Genomic DNA, 18,359 nt, shown 5'->3' on the forward strand with positions numbered 1-18,359 from the left:
ATTTGCATGCGGCCTTGAAAACCTGCGCCGGCGGCGCGTCCTTGAAAACCTGCGCCGGCGGCGCGTCGAAACGCTGGCTGGTTCGAATCCGCTCGGTGGGCTCGCCGATGAGCTGCTCCAGGAGCGCTTTCCGGGAGGTCAGGGGCACCTTTCGGAGGTCTTGGCCGTCCCAATATGGAATATCGAAAAGGAAGTAGACGATGTTTTCATTGCGAGCCCCGTCCATAGCGTTCTGCAAAGCATTGAAGTCAGGGAGTCCGTCCTTGATGACCACGAGCTCTCCATCGAGCCAAGCGCTTGTGATGCCCAATTTTTCTACTTCGGCAGCGAGACTCTTCAGTTTATTGGTCCAGTCATGGCCGCCTCTCGTGAACAAGCGGACTCGTCCCTTGTCGATGCGCGCCATCATGCGATAGCCGTCGAACTTCGTCTCGACTATCCAGTCATCGCCTTTCGGCAGCGAGGTTGCTAAGGTGGCTAGCTGTGGCCCTAGCTTCGCGGGCAGGTCGGCTTTGGCAGCAAGCGACAAGTCGATTGTTGATACCGCGGTGGGCGGATTCGCGAAAGACGTTTTCGGCTCGCGCTGCTCGACCAGTCCTAGCGGTCTGTCGATGACGCTGTCAGGCAGCGCCTTGACGACGTCATACTCGGCGAGCGGCTTTGCCCACTCATCGCGCTTCTTGAATAGCATCCACGAGTCTTGCTTGTCTTCAGGCTTGGAGATGCGCACCAGCTCCCACAGGCCGGCGAGCTTTTCCCCGTGGAGCTGGAAGATGAGTTTTCCGTCTTTCATTCCCACGTGTGGGTCGCCTGTCGGCTCCCAGGTTCCACGGTCCCACACGAGAACCACGCCTGCGCCATACTGTTTTGGCGGAATGGTGCCCTCAAAGTTTGCATAGTCGAGGGGATGGTCTTCGACGTGGATGGCCATCCGTTTTTGCTGCGGGTCGAAGCTTGGACCCTTGGGAACAGCCCAACTCAGTAAGACTCCATCGAGCTCAAGGCGAAAGTCATAGTGGAGACGGCCTGCCCAGTGCTTTTGGATGACGAAAGAGAGGCCTTTGACCGGCGTCGAGTGGCCGGAAACCTGAGAAGCAGGCTCGGGCGTGACATTGAAGTCACGCTTCTGCTCATACTGGGAGAGCGGAGGGCGGATACGGTCAGCGGCCATGGCCCAGTCTACGGCGAGTCCGAGCGGGCCGCCAACCCAGGCAAAGAATGTAATCAGTGCGATACCGACCCACCACCGCCAGAACGACGACCTTGTCGGCCATCCTCGGCATCGGCGCTACGGAGTTGAACTAGCCCTTCATCCGGCGGTCCGCACCGGCGCAGGCGGAATTGTTCGACGTGCTCAGGTCGCGACAATAGATATTGCAGCACAACGGAAGCCACGTGCACCGCCACGAGTATCGACCGGTAGACGGGCGAATTAAAGGCGTCTGCGACTTTCTGCACTGATTGATTGGTGCAGGAAGTCGAAAGGCCGTTGTTGTGAGTTGCAATTTTGGAAATAATGTAGGATGCTGGAGTTACTATAGAAACGGAGAAAGACAATGGCGACATACAAACAACTGCTGGCGGAAAAAGAAAAGATTGAGGCTCAGCTCATCGAAGTACGTGCAACAGAGGTCGCTGGTGTTATCGAGCAGATTCAAGCCCTGATGGCGCAGTATGAGTTGACTGCCGATGACATCGCTCCAAAGCGTCGCCGTGGCCGTCCCGCGGCAGGCGCGGCAGCTAAGGCTCCGGCAAAATCCAAATCATCCTTGCCGCCTAAGTATCAAGACCCCAAGACGGGTGCAACTTGGACTGGCCGTGGCCGTGCGCCGGCTTGGCTCGGTAAGAATCGCGTCAAATTTCTGATTCCAGAAGCGTGAGCCCCACGCGGCAGTACGAACTGCTGCCGAATGCCTTACGCCGTATTGACTGAGAGGTCTGGACGCAAGAGAGCTCTTCGCTGGGACGAAGGGCTTTTTGCTTATACGACTTAGCCGTGCTGACTGGCGTCTCCGACATTTCGCGGCTTCCTGACCTTGGGCCGGCGTCGTTAGGCTTTGCAGCACCGCCTTTGTGAGCAACGGCATGTCCACTTTGGCCCGTAATGGGCCGGCAAAGAGAGAAGAAGGCGAGCCCACCAAGACGTATTCAGAACCTCTTGTGCTCACGCGGATGTCGTGCCTCATGTCAAGCCTGCAAAGCTCTACTACGTCAAGCCGTTTCATAGTCAAGCTCCAGTTCATCCGCGGCACGTCGCCCGACGATGTGAAGCGCTTCAATCTTGGTGCATGCGACTACGTGCTTTGTCATGGGAGAACCTGCGCGGACGCCACACACTCACACTGCTGTGAGGCGAAGCATGAGGCGTGCGTTGACTTCAATTCGGCCACAGCCCGTGCATACATCCAGTCCACCTCGTCTGAGGACCGTACAGTAAGAGCAAGACTTTTTAGTAGTCCGTCATGAAGCCCATAAAAGAGGCCATGCACGGCGACTGTCTGACCCCGTGCCCACGCGTCTTGTAGCACCGTCGTCAAGCAGAGGTTCCTGGCCTGTTCAAGAACGTTAAGCCGGCACGTGGCGTCGAATCTAACCTCTGGTGCTAGCGTCTGGAGCCACAAAGAGTGCTTCTCGACAACATCCCGAATGTGTCTCACCCAGTTGTCGGCAAGGCCAATGCGCATCCCATCGAGAGCGGCGCGTACACCGCCGCAGCCAGAATGCCCAACGACCGTGACATCCTGGACCTTGAGCATGTCGACCGCGTACTGCAATACTGAGAGACAGTTCAAATCCGAATGTGCGACGACATTCGCGATATTCCGATGCACGAACAGCTCTCCTGGCAGCAGGCCAACGAGCTCATTCGCGGGAACACGGCTGTCAGCGCAGCCAATCCAGAGCCACTGGGGCGCTTGCTGCCGCATGAGCGAATGAAAGAAGCCTGGGCGTCTATCTTCGACCTCGGCTGCCCATTGGCGATTGTTCTCTAGGAGGCTGTCCAGGTCCAGCTTCAGCCTTCCCTTGGYTGCGTGGTTCATCACTAAACCTTTCCAGTGTGGCATCGTCGCTGGGTAGCGGGGCGATACCGGAGATTGGTCACGGCTTTACTGTCGTCTAAACGTTGCGACCTGTAAATTCCGAAGGATGGAAGCCATTCATACGCTAGACGTATGGAACCGATAGCGGTCGCTGGCAATGAATCGTTACTTTGGGCAAAGACAGGGCGTTTGACGCGGTCGCCGAGAAGGGGGGATGTTGTGCATCAGGACTGATGCACGCGAGGGACCACCGCGCGACGTGCGCACACACTGGGCGATGACGAGCCTGCGCAACTCATGCGCGCCATTTCCTTGCGAGACGCGGAAAGTTGGAGCGTCAGCTGGTGCAACTGCTGGCTGTCGCAAAGGCCATGAACATGGAACAGCTGGCGGAGCGAACAGCTGGCGTCCCACCCGACACCGCCCCTCGGACTTCTGTGTTTCAGAAATCCCATCGCTCACGCCATCCAAAGGATTCTTCCCACACCTTTTGAGTGTCCGGAAAAGCTCGTCCGGAAGTTTCCGTGACTTTGCTTTGTATGTACATTCCGAATTGCGTATTGAATGCATACGTAATTCGGATGTACTGGAGGCATCCACAAGCAGGACCCCAAGGTGGTGCCTGTGACGAGCATTGCACCTGTTGGCCCTTGAAGGAACGACGCCACATACTCGCTGAGCGCCRTATCCCCCCACCACGTGCCCGGTGGAAGAATGCATCAATCGAGTTTGATGCCGGCGTCCAGAACTACTTTCTTCCACTTTCCTGCCTGGGTGCGCATCAGACTTTCTAATGCTTCCTGGCTGCCTCCTGCAGGCTCAAGGTCCATTTCAACAAGACGACGCTTAATCTCGGGGTCGGCCAGAATCTCGTTGATAGCCTTGTTCAGCTTGGCTGTGACTTCCTTGGGCGTTCCTGCTGGTGCGACCAGCGCCTGCCAAAAAATCATTTCGAAACCTGGCAAGCCGTTCTCAGACACGGTCGGGAGTTCCGGATATGCTGCTGCCCGCTTTGATGTCGTAATGGCTAGCGCTTTGAGCTTGCCGCCCTTCACAAGCGGCATCGCTTCAGGCGCCAGCGCCATCATGATTTGCACCTGCCCCGCCATCAGGTCCTGTAGCGCCGGGGCACCTCCCTTGTACGGAACATGAACAATGTTCGTGTTAGTCGCCTTTTTGTACAGTTCCATGCCGAGATGGCTCGGCGTGCCATTCCCAGCCGATGCGTAACCGTCGGAAGAGGGGCGACTCTTCAGGTAGCGAGCTAGGTCAGACATTGAGCTGACGGGCACGCTGGGATTGACCACCACCACGCTTGGAATCGAGGTGACCTGGATGATTGGCGCGAAATCCTTTGCCGGGTCGTAGCTCAGTTTGCTGTACAGGCTTGGATTGACAGATAAGCCAGTCATCGTCGCGAAAAGCAACGTGTACCCATCCGGTACCGACTTTGCCACCGCGCCTGCGGCGATAGCTTCGCTAGCGCCAGGACGATTGTCGACCACAACTGCCTGGCCGAGTTTGGTCGCAAGCTTCTGGCCAATCAGGCGGGCCACGCCGTCTGTAGAGCCCCCAGGCGGATAGGGAACCAGTACGCGGATTGGTTTGTTGGGATAGTCGGCGGCACTGGCGAAGGCCGGTGCGATGAGAAGCGATATTGCGGCAACTAGGGCAGTGGTAAGGCGCTTCATGGCGTCGTCTTTTCAGGGGAGTGTAAGCTAAGGGTGCGAGGTAAAGGCGGACTACGCGCTGTGGAGTTCGAGAACGGCATCGCCGTACCCAACTGTCTTGCCATCATCCACAAGCTGGTTCCCAGTCCTCCCGTCTGCCGGGGCGATGATGGCACTCAAGACCGAGTCAATTGTCAGGTAGCCCACATGGTCTCCCTGCCTGACTGCATCGGAAAATGCATCAGCAGCGAGCGGATGCACCCGACTGAATGCGCCAGTTGCGCTCGAAAGAATATCCTTGTGCTTCGTAAGCGAGGGCTTGATGAGCACATTCGTCTTCACGGGCTCCTCAACTGGATGCGCAGCTTGTCCGGCCGCCTCGGCGAAGCGCAGAGTCAAGGTTTGAGTGCCATCGCTATACGACAACTCGGAAGCCCCGGCTCGCTCCAGACCGGCGACCAGCGAGGCAATCTCTTCAGTCTTCATGGCTGCCTTCCTTTGAAGCTGCGTCCCAATGCGATATCAGCCTCTCGAGATAGTGGATGTCGGCGCCCCCGTTGCCAAAGGTTGGCTCGTCCATCAATTTGCGGTGCAATGGGGCGGTTGTTTGAATCCCGTCAACGTGCATCTCGTCAAGGGCGGCCCTCATCCGCGCGATGGCTTCTTCACGAGTGGCTCCATGCACCAGGAGTTTCGCAATGAGCGAGTCGTAATGCGGCGGCACGACATACCCAGGGTAAACATGTGACTCAACGCGAACACCTGGCCCGCCCGGGACAATCCAGTCGAGGATTTTTCCTGGGCACGGCGTGAATTTCCACGGATGCTCAGCGTTGATACGGCACTCGATGGCATGACCGGAAAAAGAGACATCGCTCTGCGTGATACCAAGCTTTTCACCCAGCGCAACGCGCAGCTGCTCGGCGACGATGTCAATGCCGGTGACGAGCTCGGTCACTGGATGCTCCACCTGAAGGCGGGTGTTCATCTCAATAAAGAAGAACTCGCCGTTCTCGTATAAGAACTCGAACGTGCCGGCGCCGCGGTATCCAATTTGCAAGCACGCTTGAGTACAGAGCTCTCCAATTCGTGCTATATCGCTTCGGTCGATTCCTGGCGCTGGAGACTCCTCAATCAGCTTCTGGTGCCTTCGCTGGGTAGAGCAGTCGCGCTCTCCTAGCCAGATGGCATTTCCATGTGTGTCAGCAAGAATTTGTATCTCGACATGGCGAGGCGTCTTGAGGTACCGCTCAAGGTACACGGTGGGATTTCCAAATGCGCGGCCAGCCTCCTCGCGCGTCATGGCCACAGCATTCAGGAGCTCAGCCGGGCTATCAACCACGCGCATACCTCTACCGCCACCACCGCCCGCCGCCTTGACAATAAGCGGGTAGCCGACTCGCTCTGCGAGGTCAACAATGCGGTCTGGTTCTTCTGACAGTGGACCATCTGAGCCCGGAACGCAGGGAACACCAGCTTTTGCCATGGCCTGCTTGGCGCTCACCTTGTCACCCATTAGCCGGATGGATTCAGAGGTCGGTCCCACAAAAACAAGCCCGGCGCTCTCGACTGCAGCAGCAAACGAGCCATTCTCGGAGAGGAAGCCATATCCAGGATGCACGGCTCCCGCGCCTGTTGCCTTCGCGGCGAGAAGAATCTCTTGGTGATTCAGGTAGCTCTTCGACGATGGAGCAGGGCCGATGCATATCGCTTTGTCCGCCAATGCGACATGTCGAAGCGTGGCATCCGCCTCGGAGTGAGCCGCTACCGTCTTGAGTCCGAGTTTGCGACAAGCACGCTGAATTCTCAGTGCAATTTCACCACGGTTCGCTATGAGGACAGTATCAAACATGGGCTGCCTCCAGGTCCTCGATGACGAAAAGCGGTGTGTCGGCAGAGACCGCCGCGCCGTCGGCGACGAGAATCTCCGCAATCCGTCCTGCACGGTCGGATTCAATCKGGTTGAGCAGCTTCATTGCTTCCACGATTGCCAAGGTTTGGCCTTCCTCGACGGTGTCACCAACCGACACGAACGAGGGTTGGTTTGGGGCAGGAGAGCGATAGAAGGTGCCAATCATCCCCGCAATTACACTATTTCGAGTGGCCGTCGCGGTGGGGGCCTCGGCGACGGCGGCCTCTTCCGCCAACGCAGGCGCCCGCTCCGTCACAAGTTGTTCGGACGTCTCAGCGGTGGGGCTAGGGCGTGATGAGCGCCTCTTCAGCTTCACCTGTCGCTGCCCGTCGCCATATTCGATTTCGCTGAGCGCCGTTGAGCTTTCAAGGACGTCGAGCAGCGTTTGCACGAACTTCAGGTCCATGTGTTCCTCAGCTGAATGACTTAACCACGATGCCCGCGCCCTCGAGCGTGCTACGGACTTTCGCCGCCATCTGGATGGCACCGGGCGTGTCGCTATGGACGCAGATGGTGTCAATCTGGACGGGGAGAAGCTTCCCGGAAGTAGTTTCAATGGCGCCGGCCCGGACCATCCGCAGCATGCGGGCTGCCGCTTCGTCGCCGTCGTGTAGCACTGCGCCGGGCACGGAGCGATGTACCAGGTTCCCTTCCTCGGTATATGCACGGTCGGCGAAGACCTCGCGCCGCACAGCCAACCCCATCTCGGAAGCCACACGCTCCATAGCAGCGCCAGCGAAAGTCATGCAGGTAAGGCTCGGGTCGACCGCCTTGATTGCACGTGCAATGGCTTTTGCGACGGCTTCGTCAGCCTGCGTCAGGTTTCCGAGTGCACCGTGTGCCTTGACGTAGGTAATGGGGTGGTCAGCATATCGCGACAGCGCTTGCGCCGCGCCAATCTGATACGCAACCAGACGTTCAATTTCGCCGTGCGTGAAAGGAATGACGCGACGACCGAAGCCCCACAGGTCGGGGAAGCCAGGATGGGCACCCACGGCGACGCCACGAGCCTTTGCCAGCGCGAAAGTCTTCGCCATGATTTCCGGGTCGCCCGCGTGCAATCCACAAGCGACATTGGCCGAGGTGACAATCTCGAGGATGGCAGCATCATCGCCCATCCGGTAGGCGCCGAAACCCTCACCCATATCGGAATTGAGGTCTACTTCGATGGCTCTATTTTGTGTGCTCATGATTCTCGGTTCCTTGTTGAGGTTTGGGAGGCGGCTAGCTAGGCGCGCCCAGACATCATTGCCAGGGTGTCCCTGATGCGTAGTTCTTCGTCGCGTCTCGTTTGAAGTGCGGCTACGGCGGTATCAATGTCTGTGAGTTCGAATCGAATTCCGCAACCGATAGGAGCTTGCGATAGCTTCCACAAGTCGGCTTCAATCACAGTGGCAATCTTCGGGTAGCCGCCGCACGTATTGGCTTCTGCAAGCTGGACGATGGCTTGACCCGATGGGGGGACCTGAATGGTCCCCGCGACGATGCCATGAGAGAGCAGTTCGACGTGTTGCGATTGATTCAGCATCGGTCCGTTGAGTCGATATCCAACACGATTTGCGTCTGGTGTCACCTTGAACTCATCTCGCAGGAAGGCCGTCTGCGACTCGGGCGTGAACCGCTCGAATTCAGCTGCAGGGAGTACACGGACGGAGATGCAGTTTGTGCTCAGTTCATCCCAATATTCGAGCAAGCCCTTAGGAACCACGCCGAGCCCGACCTTCCAAGGACGGTCCGAAGCCGATTGCTCAGTGCCCACCTCCAGGCGGTCCCCGCGCATCAAGCCGCGACCCGAAGCACCACCAAAGGCGCCTTTCAGGTCAGTTGACTTCGAGCCCATGATTGGTTTGACGTTCATGCCGCCACCAATAGTCAAATAGGCTCGGGTCCCGCGCCGGGGGCGCTCGATGACGAGGGTCTGCCCCGCCGAAGCTGTTCGACCCCACCATAGCGCGAGGCGCTGTTCATCCAGGCTCGCCTTGGCGTCAGCGCCTGTCACGGCAAAACGTGTATCCTCGTGGAACTTGACGCGAAATGGGAACAGGTTGATTTCGATGCCCGCTTCCCCACGGTCATTTCCTACCAGCGCGTTACCGATTGATAGGGCGAAAGGGTCCATGGCGCCGCTGCGGCTGACGCCGTAACTCATGCATCCGTAGCGTCCCAGGTCCTGCACTACGTTTGGAGCGCCGTTCGAAAGAATCTCTATCACGCCGCAATCTCCTTGATGCCGAACCTGACCGTGTCCCCGGGCGCGAGTAAGCACGGACTGTCCTTGGTTGCGTCAAACATCTCTCGGTCGGCGATGCCGATGAGGTGCCAGCCTGACGGCGCTGTGCATGGCATGACGCCGGCCTGGCTGCCGCCCACAATCACTGAGCCCTTCTGGACCTTCATGCGTGGCGAGCTTCGACGCGGCACTGAAAGCTCTTCAGGAAGTCCCGTCATGTATGCGAATCCGGGCATTGAGCCAACGCACGCAACGGYGTAGACCGCTGAGCTATGCCGAAGGACATACTCGTCTATGGTGAGTGCCGCGCCTTCTGCGAGGTCCTTTAAGTCCTCGCCATACTCGCCGCCGTAGGTGACGGAGATGTCGAAATGCCTGCCGGAGCGGTGCGTTGGCGTTGCGGACTCCCATAGCTGGCGCATCAGCGCTTCCGCTTTACGTGGGTGAAGCTGGAGCGGGTCGAATGTCAGGAGGAGGTTATTGACGCCGAGTACCACCTCATGAGGCGTAGCCTTCCCTAAGCGCTGACGCAGCTTGCTGGCCAGTGAAAGCAGGAGTGACTGGATGTCTTTGTCGAAAGCGCCGGTGGACGCGTCGAGCAGGAGCGCGCCGGAGCCTGCGGCGTGAATGCGGGCAGCGATGGTGTTGTCGGGCTCTGCCAGTTCCAGTGTGAGCGTCATGCTTGAAAGATACCGATTGCGATTCAGGGTCCGGCCGCGCAGTGACGCAGCGGCCGGGACTGGTCAGTGTTCCAGCGGCTTGTGAGCCGTCTCCTTGGCTGCAAGGAGGCTGGCCAAAGTGACCAGCAGGCCGGCTCCGATGTAGAGCGAGAGGGTGGTGGACGACTGATATGTCTTGTAGAGGCTGGCGAAGACGAGGGGCGCAAATCCCCCGCCGATGATGCCGCCCAGCGTCGCTGCCAGCGATGCTCCCGCATACCGGACACGCGTCGGGAACTGTTCCGTCACAAAGGCAGCTTGTGGACCGTACATCATGGCCTGGAACAACATGCCAACTACGACTGCGATACAGATGTTCGCCGGGTCGAGGGTGTTCATCAGCGGAAAATATGCAAACGCCCAGCCAATCGACAACACGGCGCCCGCCCCATACACAATTCTCCGGCCGAGCTTGTCGCTGAGCGCGCCGAAGAGTGGCACCGAAACTGCATGGAGAGCAGCGCCGAGCATGGTTGCGGTCAGTGCCAGAGAGCGAGGCAGATTGAGCACCGTCGTCACGTAAGTGAGCGTGAAAACCACGAGCAGGCCGTAGACAATGTCGGAGCCGATTCTCACGCCACCCGCAATCAGCAGACGCCGCCCGTAGCTGTGGAGGACTTCCTTCAGCGGCATTTTGGCTTTGCTATGGCCCCGCTCGAGCTGCTCGAACATCGGCGTCTCGTCCACGCCGCGGCGCAGCCACAGACCGAATGCAACGAGGAAAACACTTGAAAGGAAAGGAATCCGCCAACCCCAAGCGTGGAACGCTTCGGTGGGAAGGAAGTAGGTGAAGAAGGTAATGAAGCCCGCACCTAGCAACGTGCCACAGGCAGGGCCAACCTGGGCGAAAGATGCATTGCACCCACGTTGTTCCTGGCTGCCATGCTCCATCGAAAGCAGCACGGCGCCCGCCCATTCGCCGCCAATCGACACGCCCTGGAGGAAACGAAGCGCGACCAGCAGGATGGGACTCCAAGTGCCCCAGACTTCATAGGTGGGCAACATGCCCATGAGGCCGGTCGACGCACCCATCAGCACCAACGTGGCGACCAGGACGAAGCGTCGGCCGAGCTTGTCACCGAGGTGGCCGAAGACAATGCCGCCGAAAGGCCGTGACAGGTATCCGACGGCGTAGGTCGAGAAGGCCAGGATGGTTCCAGACAACGGGTCCACCGACGGAAAGAACACGCTGTTGAAGACGAGTGCCGCCATGAGGTTGTAGACCGTGAAGTCGTACCATTCCAGGGTCGTACCAATTGAACTCGCGGCAGCGAGGCGCCGCATCTTTTGACGCGGGGCCGCAACATGGGCTGACTCGCCTGTTGGCGAAAAAATCGTTGCGTTGTCCATTACTTCAACTCCTCGCGAGACAGCTTCCACGTCAGCTGATAGCGGGCTGCATCGGCTGGCGAACAGGGAAGGGCTTCGATGGCATGGCGCAAAGCAGCTTCGTTCGAAGCGGAGTTGCTGCTTTCGATGATGTAGAGCGGACGCATCTTGCGCGTCGCAAGGTCCTCAAGGGGGAGCGGGCGGCTGAGCTCGTCATTCGGGCTGATGAGGTATGAGCGGACGAAAGCACTGTCTTCCGCAAGGAGGGCCCCCACGTTTTTGCACTTCCCTTCCACGTCAGGAGTGGGGGCATTCAACGGGAGCACTGCGACCCAACCTCCACTGCCTTGACCGACGTCTGCGGAAACGTCGCCAATCCGGCGCGTTGGGAGGAGCATTTTCGGCAGTATTTTCATGGACCAGGGAGTCTGGTTCTTGAATGCATGGGAATATGCCGGTGAAGCAAATACTGAAATCGATTCCGCCCAATACAGGCCCAGATATTTCGGGCGACCAGTTACCGAAATATAACGAGCCGCCGAGATAACCCCTTCCATCCGGACTCGCTCTTCAATATGTTCTCTGTCATACCAGGCGTTAAAATCTATTTCATCATCGGGGCTAATATCCGATGCGACAAAAAGAATGCCAAATTTATTCTCTGCCATTTCCTCACCTCGCTCGTTTTGCTAATTTGAATGCTACTAAGACGGCGTAGTGAGGCACAAACGGGAATTTTTTCGACTACCTAATAGACTTTCTTTCGACCCTTAAGGGTTGATGCACCAGAGCGGTCGAAAAGAGGGCGTTTTTGGTGCATCGAGTGCCTTCTGGAGCTTTTGCGGGCGAGGGTAATCCCTATCTTTATCGAGCCATGGAAGACTTCGATTTATTCGGAGTATTGAGTGGTGGGGTAATCCCTAGGTGTTCAAGGTGCTCCAGGAACTAAGAAATGCTGCGTGCGGATGGGTGAGTCTGCATCAATGTGGGGAGAATGGTGCAGGCATTGAGCGCATAAATCGGTCTGCTTCCTGGCAAGCCAATTCGGCGACAAGTTTGATGGCGTCGGATACGCGGCTTTCCAAATAGCTGACAATCAGGCCCTGAGGCGGGAGCGGCATGTCAGTTTCGATAATCCGCAGCTCACCCCTGACAACCTCCTCGCGTACCGGCGGCAGTGGTATTAACGCGTTTCCAAAACCGCACCGCACCAGTCGAGCAAGCGCAGCTATCGAATTAACACAATGCACCTTTCCCATTGGCACACCGGCGCGCCGATACACGTCCTTGAGCACAAGGTAAGGCTGAGAGCCACGGCTCATTGTGACCACTGGTTGGGTAAGCAGCTCTCGGACGTCTACCTTACGCTCGCCTTTATTGCCAGGCCCAACCCATCCAATCCGCATTGGGAGGCAGGTCGTGCTAACTACACCATCTCCGGCCAGCTGGTCGGTCTGGAGAGCAATATCGACATCCCCGTCGCGAAGACTCTTGTTCAGTCGGTCGGTGGACTCAGAACTCAGCTGAACTTCAATTCCCGGATAGGATGATTGGAGATGCTCGATGAAGCTCACGAGCCAAGTGTGGACCACGGTATCAATTGCACCGATGCGAACGCTGCCGAGCACGTTCTGGTCTGACTGTCCGAGCTGCATGATGTACTTCTGCATCTCGATTACCCGCTCGCCAAGCGGAATCAGCCTCATGCCTACCGGGGTCAGGCGCAAGTCCCCAGCATCTCGGGAGAAAACTCGGGCGCCGATTTCTTCCTCCAGTGATGCAATACGATTGGAAATCGTAGCTTGGGTGATGTGGAGCTTTTCGGCAGCGGCGCGAAAGCTACCCAACTGCACGACAAGGATGAAGCTCTCAAGAAAGCGAGTGTTCATGTGAGTACAAAGCTCGGTTTCATGCCGCTGCAACTACATTCCGGCGCTACGGCAATGTCAGCGGCGCTCAGCACTTGTTACGAACGCATCGATGCGCCGCCACATCTCCACCGGATTAGAGTACATCGGAAAGTGGCCACAATCGCTGATTTCTGCGAGTTCGACGCCGGACTTGGCCAAAAGCGGCAAGTACGTCAGATAACTATTCTGTTCACCGTACATGAACATCCTCGGGAAAGGTAACGACAAGAACTTGCCCATGAGGTCGCCGTGGTCCGACAGGTGCACCATCGACGTGAAGATGCCGGACACCGCCTGCGCGCGGACCTTGTGACGGAGGCTTGCGGCGTAAAGCGGTGAAGAGTACTGAGAGGAGTGCCAGTTTCGGTCGATGAAGTCGTTGAAGAACGCTTGAGGGTCTTCGGTGGGGAAGTCCATAATCTGCCTGCTCAGGAAGCAGTCTTCCGGTGCGACGTTGCCCTCAATGTCAACGAAGCTCAATACTCGGTCCCGCAACTCATTCGCGAGCATCAACGCCGTGAGTCCACCCATGGAATGCCCGACCAAATGAAAGCGGTCGATGCCCGCATGAGCAACCATTGCTTTGGCCGTCTCGACCAGGAAGGGGACAGAGACCTTCCGAAGGTCGCCGCAGGAAGTCTCTCCACAACCCGGAGCGTCGTAGGCCAGGAACGGACGGCCAGCGAGTGCTCGGTTGACGGCGATGTCGGCGTAGTCCTCTTTCGTCGAGCCGAACCCGTGCAAGAACACGATAGGTACAAGCTCGCCCTGACGACTAATGGCAGCGACCTTAAGCGCCACGCCCTCGACCTCAAGCGATACAGTTTCTTTTCGAGTGTCTCTGTTCATTGTCATCATTGGATGTTGTTGTCTTGATTCTCAGAAGGTTCAGTCGACCGTTGCCCCAGACAGCTTTACAGCCTCTGACCACCTTCGAATATCTGAGCCAATCAAAGTACGGAACTGGGTGGGTTTCATCGTCAAGGGCTCCGCACCTTGGCCTTTCAGCTGTGCCACGACCCCGGGAGATGCCAGGACCGATTGGACTGCATTGTTCATCTTCTCTGTGATATCGCTGGGTAGGCCGGCTGGGGCAAGCATTCCGTACCAAGGCTGAGCATCAAAGCCCTTAACACCTGACTCTGCGAGTGTGGGGATATCCGGGAACAAGGGGGAGCGCTCGGCGCTGGTAATGGCGAGTACCTTGATATTGCCTGCCTTCACCTGAGGCATGATGGGAAGTGGGTTCTCGAAGGCCAGTGCAACTTGCCCTCCCACCAGGTCGTTCAGCAGGGGACCGGAACCCTTGTAGGGGATGTGCTGCAACCTAGTCTTGGCTTCCACGTTGAACATCTCACCAATAATGTGCTGCGGCGAACCGGAGCCAGCAGAACCGTACGAAAGCTGGCCGGTCTTGCCCTTGCTGATGATGTCCTGAATCGAGTTAAGGCCGGACTTGGCGTTCACCGCGACAACAAAGCTGGCCTTGGCCAGCGGAGAGACAGGAGTGAAGTCCGTCTCAGGCCTATAGGGCAGCTTGGGATACAGGGCGCCAGCGATAACAATCGGACCGCTGGAGCCGACCAGGAACGTATACCCGTCCGGCTTCGCCTTGGCAACCAGGTTCGTGCCGATGTTGCCACCCGCTCCGGGCTTGTTCTCAACGACAAAGGTTTGGCCGAGCTTGTCGTGAAGCTTTGCGGCAAGGATGCGCGCGAGCACATCCGAGGTGCCACCGGGGGCATAGGGAACGATGAGAGAAATGGGCTTGCTGGGCCAGCGGTCTTCAGCGTGTGCTGCTGAGACAGTGGCGCACACGGAAAGGGCCGCGACCAGAAGTTTTGCGATGTTTGAGAATTGCAGCATAACGGTCTCCTCCAATCGGTGCGACCGTTCGGCCGGCACGATTGTATTGTCGTGTCGCGACGTAGGGGCAGCGATGTTGCTGACCCTACTTCCAATCTCACTTAAGAGACAGGCAGAACCGATGAATGGCTTCGCAGGCCTTACGCAGCGAATCGTTGTCCAGCGCGTATGCGATGCGGATGTATGGGCCGAGCCCGAAGGCCGACCCGTGCACCACGGCGACATTGGCTTCTTCAAGCAGGGCGAGGGCAACATCCTCGTCCGTGCGGAGCAGCGTGTCGGCGGGCGTGGTTTTGCCTAGCAGACCTTCGCAAGATGCAAACGCGTAGAACGCACCGCCCGGTACAGCACAGCTCAGTCCCGGCGTATTGTTCAGCAGGTCCACCATCATGTCTCGCCGCGCCTGAAATACGGCCTTCGAGTCGCAGATGAAATCCTGAGGGCCTTGCAAAGCGGCGAGCGCAGCGTGCTGCGAGATTGAGGACGCACCAGAGGTTTGCTGGCCTTGCAGCTTCTCCATCGCCTCGAGCAACCATGCCGGCCCGGTACCGAAGCCGATGCGCCAGCCCGTCATGGCATACGCCTTGGATACGCCATTCATCGTCAGCGTCCGGTCTTGGAGGCGCGGCTCCACTTGGGCTATCGTATGGAACTTTTCACCGTCGAAGGTCAGGTGCTCGTAGATGTCGTCAGACAGCACCAGTACGTGGGGATGAGCCAGCAGCACTTCTGCCAGCCCGGCCAGTTCTGCTTGCGAGTAGACGGCGCCGGTCGGATTCGACGGGGAGTTGAGAATCAGCCAGCGCGTCTGAGGCGTGATAGCCTTGGTCAACGCGTCAGGCGTCAGTTTGAAGCCCACGTCGGCACCGCACTGTACCACCACCGGAGTGGCTCCACACAGCTGAACCATCTCGGGATAGCTCACCCAGTACGGAGCGGGAACGATGACCTCGTCACCGGTGTTCAACGTGGCGGCGAGGGCGTTGTAGATGACCTGCTTGCCGCCCGAACAGACGATGGTGTCTTGCCAACTGACATCGAGTCCGTTCTCGCGATTGAACTTCTCGGCGATTGCTTCCCGCAAGGCGCGCAGTCCGGCGACCTGAGTGTAGCGAGTATAGCCGCTACGAATGGCGCCGATAGCCGCCTCACAAATGTGACCCGGCGTGTCGAAATCGGGCTCTCCGGCACTCAGGGAGATGATTTTCGCACCGGCCGCACGCTTGGCGGCGACGCGGTCCATCATGCGGTATGTGGCCGACGGCTGGGCGTTGGCAAGATTCACGTTTAAGCGCTGTTGCTCGGCTCCCATCACGCCTTCCTCTGCAAGGTGTGGTAGCCAAGAGCTTCACGGGCTTCACCCAGCGTCTTGCCGTTGGCAATGTGCTCGCGAATCTGCGATTCGACGACCTCAATCTTGCGTGCAAGTTCAGCGACTTCCTTTGCACGCTCACGCGGGATAACGACAACGCCATTGGCGTCTGCCACGACGATGTCGCGAGCACAAACGCGGGCGGTTCCCACAGACACGGGCGTGTTCACGGATTCAACCTGCACGCGGTCCTTGCCGGTACGCATGAATCGACCACGCGTAAAGAGCGGATAGCCGTCGCCGAGCGCCTTGGTCACGTCGCGGCAAACGCCGTCAATCACGGTTCCGGCGATGCCGCGGGCGCCTGCGTACTGCGTCATGATGTCGCCCCACACCGTGCAATCGGTGCGGCCGTCGTTGTCGATGACGACGATGTCGCCGGGTTGCACGTCGTCGATGAAGTCACCGACAGTACCTGGAGGCGTGCTAGCCGACACGTACTTGACAGTGAAGGCGGGGCCGACCACAGGCTTGCGGTAGTTGTCCAGAGGGGAAATATCCAGGCATTGACCGGGAAGTCCGAGGCGGTCCATCGCGTCAGATACGCCAGGGGTGTCGAGGCCCTCGAAAAGGGCTACCAGTTCCTTGTCAGTCATTTTGCTTCCTTGCTGTTGATGGCTTCGAATTCCTTGTCGTGCATGACTTCCTCGACAGAGCGTCCAGAACGCACGGCCTGCACCATGCCGTCCTGACGACGCGCAATGCGCTCGCCCAAGTCGAGCACTTCTTCGATTCGGCTCGCGGGGACGAAGACGGTGCCGCAACGGTCCGCGATGACATAGTCGTCCTCGCTGACCACCACACCCGCGAACTTGACGGGCTTGCCGGAGTCGACCTGCACCACGCGGTTGCGCGCGCTAATCATCGTGACGCCGCGGCCGAATACGGGGTATCCGATGGATTCGCTACCTTCAATGTCGCGACTAACACCGTCAATGACGGAGCCCCGCACCTTCTTCGCTGCCGCCGCGTTGGCCAGGATGTCACCCCAGCAAGAGATGCCATCGATGCCGCCGGCGATTACCAGAATGCGGTCATCAGTCTGAATCTGGGCGACTACCGGCGTGATGAGATGCACGGTAGGTTTGGCATCAGTTTTGGGGCCAAGTTGTATCGTGCTCGCGCGACCCACAATCTTGGGGCAGTCCCAAAGCGGGCGAATGCCAAAGGTCGCACCGGGGAGATTGAGGAAGTCGAGGGCATCCGAAACCGTATTGGTGTCGAGCGATGCCAGGCGGTCCAGCAGTGAAGGAGTACTCATGATGAGAGAGTGTGTGGGGTTGCCATGTTCATACTGTCGGCGCTAGAGTTACAAATGTAAATTCCGAATCCAGTAACCTTTCGATACGCCAAACCTATCAATCGTCATGATTAACTTCAGGCTTGTTCGGCATCTCTATCTGTTCCTCGCGGTGGCTGAAGAAGGGAATTTCGGGCGTGCCGCGAAGCGGCTTGGAATGTCCCAGCCGCCGCTGACGGAGCAGATTCAGGTGTTGGAACAGGCGCTTAAAGTGAAGCTCTTCGAGCGCGGCAGGAAGGGCGCGACTCTGACTCCAGTTGGGGTGGCAATTCTCCCGGCAGTTCGCAAGTTCGTGGAGCAGCTGAACCGACTCGAACTCGCAGTGCAGGAGGCAATTACCGGCAGCACGGGTGTGCTAACGATTGGCGCAATCTCGTCGGCGCTGGTCGATACGTTGCCCGGCTTGATTGATGAATTGGGGAAGAGATTTCCTCAGTTGACCGTCTCGGTTAGGGAGATTGACAGCGTCGACGCGGTACCTGCGTTGGAGAGGGGCGACATCGACTTGGCCTTCGCGCGACTCGAAGGCGACATGGGGGCAACAATTGGCGCCATTCCACTGAAACAAGACCGGCTAGCCGTTGCTCTACCGAAGACCCACAGGCTCGCGGACATGCCCAGGGTTCGTCTCGCTAGCCTCGCTGAGGAGCCATTCGTCATCTTTTCTCGCGCGGTCAGTCCGACGTACTTCGACAGTATCATCGCAACTTGCCGCGCTGCCGGCTTTTCGCCCCGGATACTCCACGAAGTACGAACTGTTGCTACTCAGGTGGCGTTTGTTGGCTGTGGGCAAGGTATTGCGCTCGTGCCATCGTCTATGAAGAAGGCCGCACCCGAGAGCGTGGTTGTTCGTCCGTTAAAGGAGGCCGTCAATGTCGTCACCACCGCGATGGCCTGGTCGAAGAGCAGGCAGAGCCCTGCAGTTGAAGCCGCCATCGACATCCTTTCGAGTGGAAAAGTGGCCTCGTCGAAGTCACTTCAGCCACGCCAGGCGGGATAGGGCCAACTAG

At 58.3% G+C, this 18,359-nt stretch carries 19 protein-coding genes; 2 read left to right on the forward strand and 17 right to left on the reverse strand.

The genetic code is table 11. From position 1 onward, the window contains the following. Nucleotides 1-1,171 (reverse strand): DNA polymerase ligase N-terminal domain-containing protein (locus tag AC1DKD_RS12320; protein ID WP_477143324.1); only part of this gene is annotated, 1,171 nt, incomplete at its 3' end. 385 nt (nt 1,172-1,556) lie between these two features. On the opposite strand from AC1DKD_RS12320, the gene AC1DKD_RS12325 reads away from it, so the two are divergent. Continuing rightward, nucleotides 1,557-1,880 (forward strand): H-NS histone family protein, encoded by a 324-nt coding sequence (locus tag AC1DKD_RS12325; protein WP_441632292.1) that lies wholly within the window; start codon nt 1,557-1,559, stop codon nt 1,878-1,880. A 426-nt stretch (nt 1,881-2,306) separates the two neighbouring features. Here the strand turns inward: AC1DKD_RS12325 and can are convergent, their stop codons facing one another. From can to AC1DKD_RS12405, 16 genes are all read right to left on the reverse strand, one after another. After that, nucleotides 2,307-3,065 (reverse strand): carbonate dehydratase, encoded by a 759-nt coding sequence (gene can / locus AC1DKD_RS12330; RefSeq protein ID WP_477143325.1) that lies wholly within the window; start codon nt 3,063-3,065, stop codon nt 2,307-2,309. Nucleotides 3,066-3,760: 695 nt separating this feature from the next. Next, nucleotides 3,761-4,732 carry a Bug family tripartite tricarboxylate transporter substrate binding protein gene (locus AC1DKD_RS12335; protein ID WP_441632296.1) on the reverse strand — a complete coding sequence of 324 codons (972 nt, stop codon included), beginning with the start codon at nt 4,730-4,732 and terminating at the stop codon, nt 3,761-3,763. Nucleotides 4,733-4,783: 51 nt separating this feature from the next. Continuing rightward, nucleotides 4,784-5,197, reverse strand: coding sequence for a hypothetical protein (locus tag AC1DKD_RS12340; protein ID WP_441632298.1), 414 nt, complete (start codon nt 5,195-5,197; stop codon nt 4,784-4,786). Then, on the reverse strand, nt 5,187-6,563 hold the full coding sequence (gene accC, locus AC1DKD_RS12345; RefSeq protein ID WP_441632300.1) for an acetyl-CoA carboxylase biotin carboxylase subunit: 1,377 nt from the start codon (nt 6,561-6,563) through the stop codon (nt 5,187-5,189). Before accC ends, AC1DKD_RS12340 begins: the two co-directional genes overlap by 11 nt. Then, complete coding sequence (gene accB / locus AC1DKD_RS12350) at nt 6,556-7,029, reverse strand: acetyl-CoA carboxylase biotin carboxyl carrier protein (RefSeq protein ID WP_477143326.1); 474 nt, start codon at nt 7,027-7,029, stop codon at nt 6,556-6,558. The genes accC and accB overlap by 8 nt, the downstream gene beginning before the upstream one ends. A 7-nt stretch (nt 7,030-7,036) precedes the next feature. Beyond that, a complete protein-coding gene (locus tag AC1DKD_RS12355; protein ID WP_441632304.1) occupies nt 7,037-7,813 on the reverse strand; it encodes a LamB/YcsF family protein in 777 nt (258 codons plus the stop codon). A 38-nt stretch (nt 7,814-7,851) separates the two neighbouring features. Next, entirely contained in the window at nt 7,852-8,835 is a 984-nt protein-coding gene (locus AC1DKD_RS12360; RefSeq protein WP_441632306.1) for a 5-oxoprolinase subunit C family protein, read from the reverse strand. Further along, nucleotides 8,832-9,533, reverse strand: coding sequence for a 5-oxoprolinase subunit PxpB (gene pxpB, locus AC1DKD_RS12365; protein WP_477143327.1), 702 nt, complete (start codon nt 9,531-9,533; stop codon nt 8,832-8,834). The genes AC1DKD_RS12360 and pxpB overlap by 4 nt, the downstream gene beginning before the upstream one ends. Before the next feature lie 63 nt (nt 9,534-9,596). Next, nucleotides 9,597-10,922: an MFS transporter gene (locus AC1DKD_RS12370; protein WP_441632310.1), complete on the reverse strand. Its 1,326-nt coding sequence runs from the start codon at nt 10,920-10,922 to the stop codon at nt 9,597-9,599. Further along, entirely contained in the window at nt 10,922-11,569 is a 648-nt protein-coding gene (locus tag AC1DKD_RS12375) for a hypothetical protein (RefSeq protein WP_441632311.1), read from the reverse strand. The genes AC1DKD_RS12370 and AC1DKD_RS12375 overlap by 1 nt, the downstream gene beginning before the upstream one ends. Before the next feature lie 312 nt (nt 11,570-11,881). Next, on the reverse strand, nt 11,882-12,790 hold the full coding sequence (locus AC1DKD_RS12380) for a LysR family transcriptional regulator (protein ID WP_441632313.1): 909 nt from the start codon (nt 12,788-12,790) through the stop codon (nt 11,882-11,884). Nucleotides 12,791-12,847: 57 nt separating this feature from the next. Further along, nucleotides 12,848-13,666, reverse strand: coding sequence for an alpha/beta fold hydrolase (locus AC1DKD_RS12385; protein ID WP_441632354.1), 819 nt, complete (start codon nt 13,664-13,666; stop codon nt 12,848-12,850). Between the two features lie 33 nt (nt 13,667-13,699). Next, entirely contained in the window at nt 13,700-14,677 is a 978-nt protein-coding gene (locus tag AC1DKD_RS12390; RefSeq protein ID WP_441632315.1) for a Bug family tripartite tricarboxylate transporter substrate binding protein, read from the reverse strand. A gap of 97 nt (nt 14,678-14,774) precedes the next feature. Next, the gene (locus AC1DKD_RS12395; protein WP_477102893.1) at nt 14,775-15,989 is read right to left on the reverse strand and encodes a pyridoxal phosphate-dependent aminotransferase; all 1,215 of its coding nucleotides are present in this window, start codon (nt 15,987-15,989) and stop codon (nt 14,775-14,777) included. Then, on the reverse strand, nt 15,989-16,645 hold the full coding sequence (locus AC1DKD_RS12400; protein ID WP_441632319.1) for an RraA family protein: 657 nt from the start codon (nt 16,643-16,645) through the stop codon (nt 15,989-15,991). Before AC1DKD_RS12400 ends, AC1DKD_RS12395 begins: the two co-directional genes overlap by 1 nt. Beyond that, on the reverse strand, nt 16,642-17,310 hold the full coding sequence (locus tag AC1DKD_RS12405) for an RraA family protein (RefSeq protein ID WP_441632321.1): 669 nt from the start codon (nt 17,308-17,310) through the stop codon (nt 16,642-16,644). Before AC1DKD_RS12405 ends, AC1DKD_RS12400 begins: the two co-directional genes overlap by 4 nt. 106 nt (nt 17,311-17,416) lie before the next feature. On the opposite strand from AC1DKD_RS12405, the gene AC1DKD_RS12410 reads away from it, so the two are divergent. Beyond that, nucleotides 17,417-18,349, forward strand: a complete 933-nt coding sequence (locus tag AC1DKD_RS12410; RefSeq protein ID WP_441632323.1) for a LysR family transcriptional regulator — start codon at nt 17,417-17,419, stop codon at nt 18,347-18,349. The last annotated feature ends 10 nt before the right edge of the window (nt 18,350-18,359 follow it).

It is taken from the genome of Cupriavidus sp. 05T313, assembly GCF_056396665.1.

What these genes read in the sequence shown, in the direction of transcription:
- AC1DKD_RS12325 (WP_441632292.1), top strand. Translation starts at nt 1,557, where the DNA reads ATGGCGACATACAAACAACTGCTGGCGGAAAAAGAAAAGATTGAGGCT.
- AC1DKD_RS12335 (WP_441632296.1), bottom strand. Translation starts at nt 4,732, where the DNA reads ATGAAGCGCCTTACCACTGCCCTAGTTGCCGCAATATCGCTTCTCATC.
- AC1DKD_RS12340 (WP_441632298.1), bottom strand. Translation starts at nt 5,197, where the DNA reads ATGAAGACTGAAGAGATTGCCTCGCTGGTCGCCGGTCTGGAGCGAGCC.
- accC (WP_441632300.1), bottom strand. Translation starts at nt 6,563, where the DNA reads ATGTTTGATACTGTCCTCATAGCGAACCGTGGTGAAATTGCACTGAGA.
- AC1DKD_RS12355 (WP_441632304.1), bottom strand. Translation starts at nt 7,813, where the DNA reads ATGAGCACACAAAATAGAGCCATCGAAGTAGACCTCAATTCCGATATG.
- AC1DKD_RS12370 (WP_441632310.1), bottom strand. Translation starts at nt 10,922, where the DNA reads ATGGACAACGCAACGATTTTTTCGCCAACAGGCGAGTCAGCCCATGTT.
- AC1DKD_RS12375 (WP_441632311.1), bottom strand. Translation starts at nt 11,569, where the DNA reads ATGGCAGAGAATAAATTTGGCATTCTTTTTGTCGCATCGGATATTAGC.
- AC1DKD_RS12380 (WP_441632313.1), bottom strand. Translation starts at nt 12,790, where the DNA reads ATGAACACTCGCTTTCTTGAGAGCTTCATCCTTGTCGTGCAGTTGGGT.
- AC1DKD_RS12385 (WP_441632354.1), bottom strand. Translation starts at nt 13,666, where the DNA reads ATGACAATGAACAGAGACACTCGAAAAGAAACTGTATCGCTTGAGGTC.
- AC1DKD_RS12390 (WP_441632315.1), bottom strand. Translation starts at nt 14,677, where the DNA reads ATGCTGCAATTCTCAAACATCGCAAAACTTCTGGTCGCGGCCCTTTCC.
- AC1DKD_RS12395 (WP_477102893.1), bottom strand. Translation starts at nt 15,989, where the DNA reads ATGGGAGCCGAGCAACAGCGCTTAAACGTGAATCTTGCCAACGCCCAG.
- AC1DKD_RS12400 (WP_441632319.1), bottom strand. Translation starts at nt 16,645, where the DNA reads ATGACTGACAAGGAACTGGTAGCCCTTTTCGAGGGCCTCGACACCCCT.
- AC1DKD_RS12405 (WP_441632321.1), bottom strand. Translation starts at nt 17,310, where the DNA reads ATGAGTACTCCTTCACTGCTGGACCGCCTGGCATCGCTCGACACCAAT.
- AC1DKD_RS12410 (WP_441632323.1), top strand. Translation starts at nt 17,417, where the DNA reads ATGATTAACTTCAGGCTTGTTCGGCATCTCTATCTGTTCCTCGCGGTG.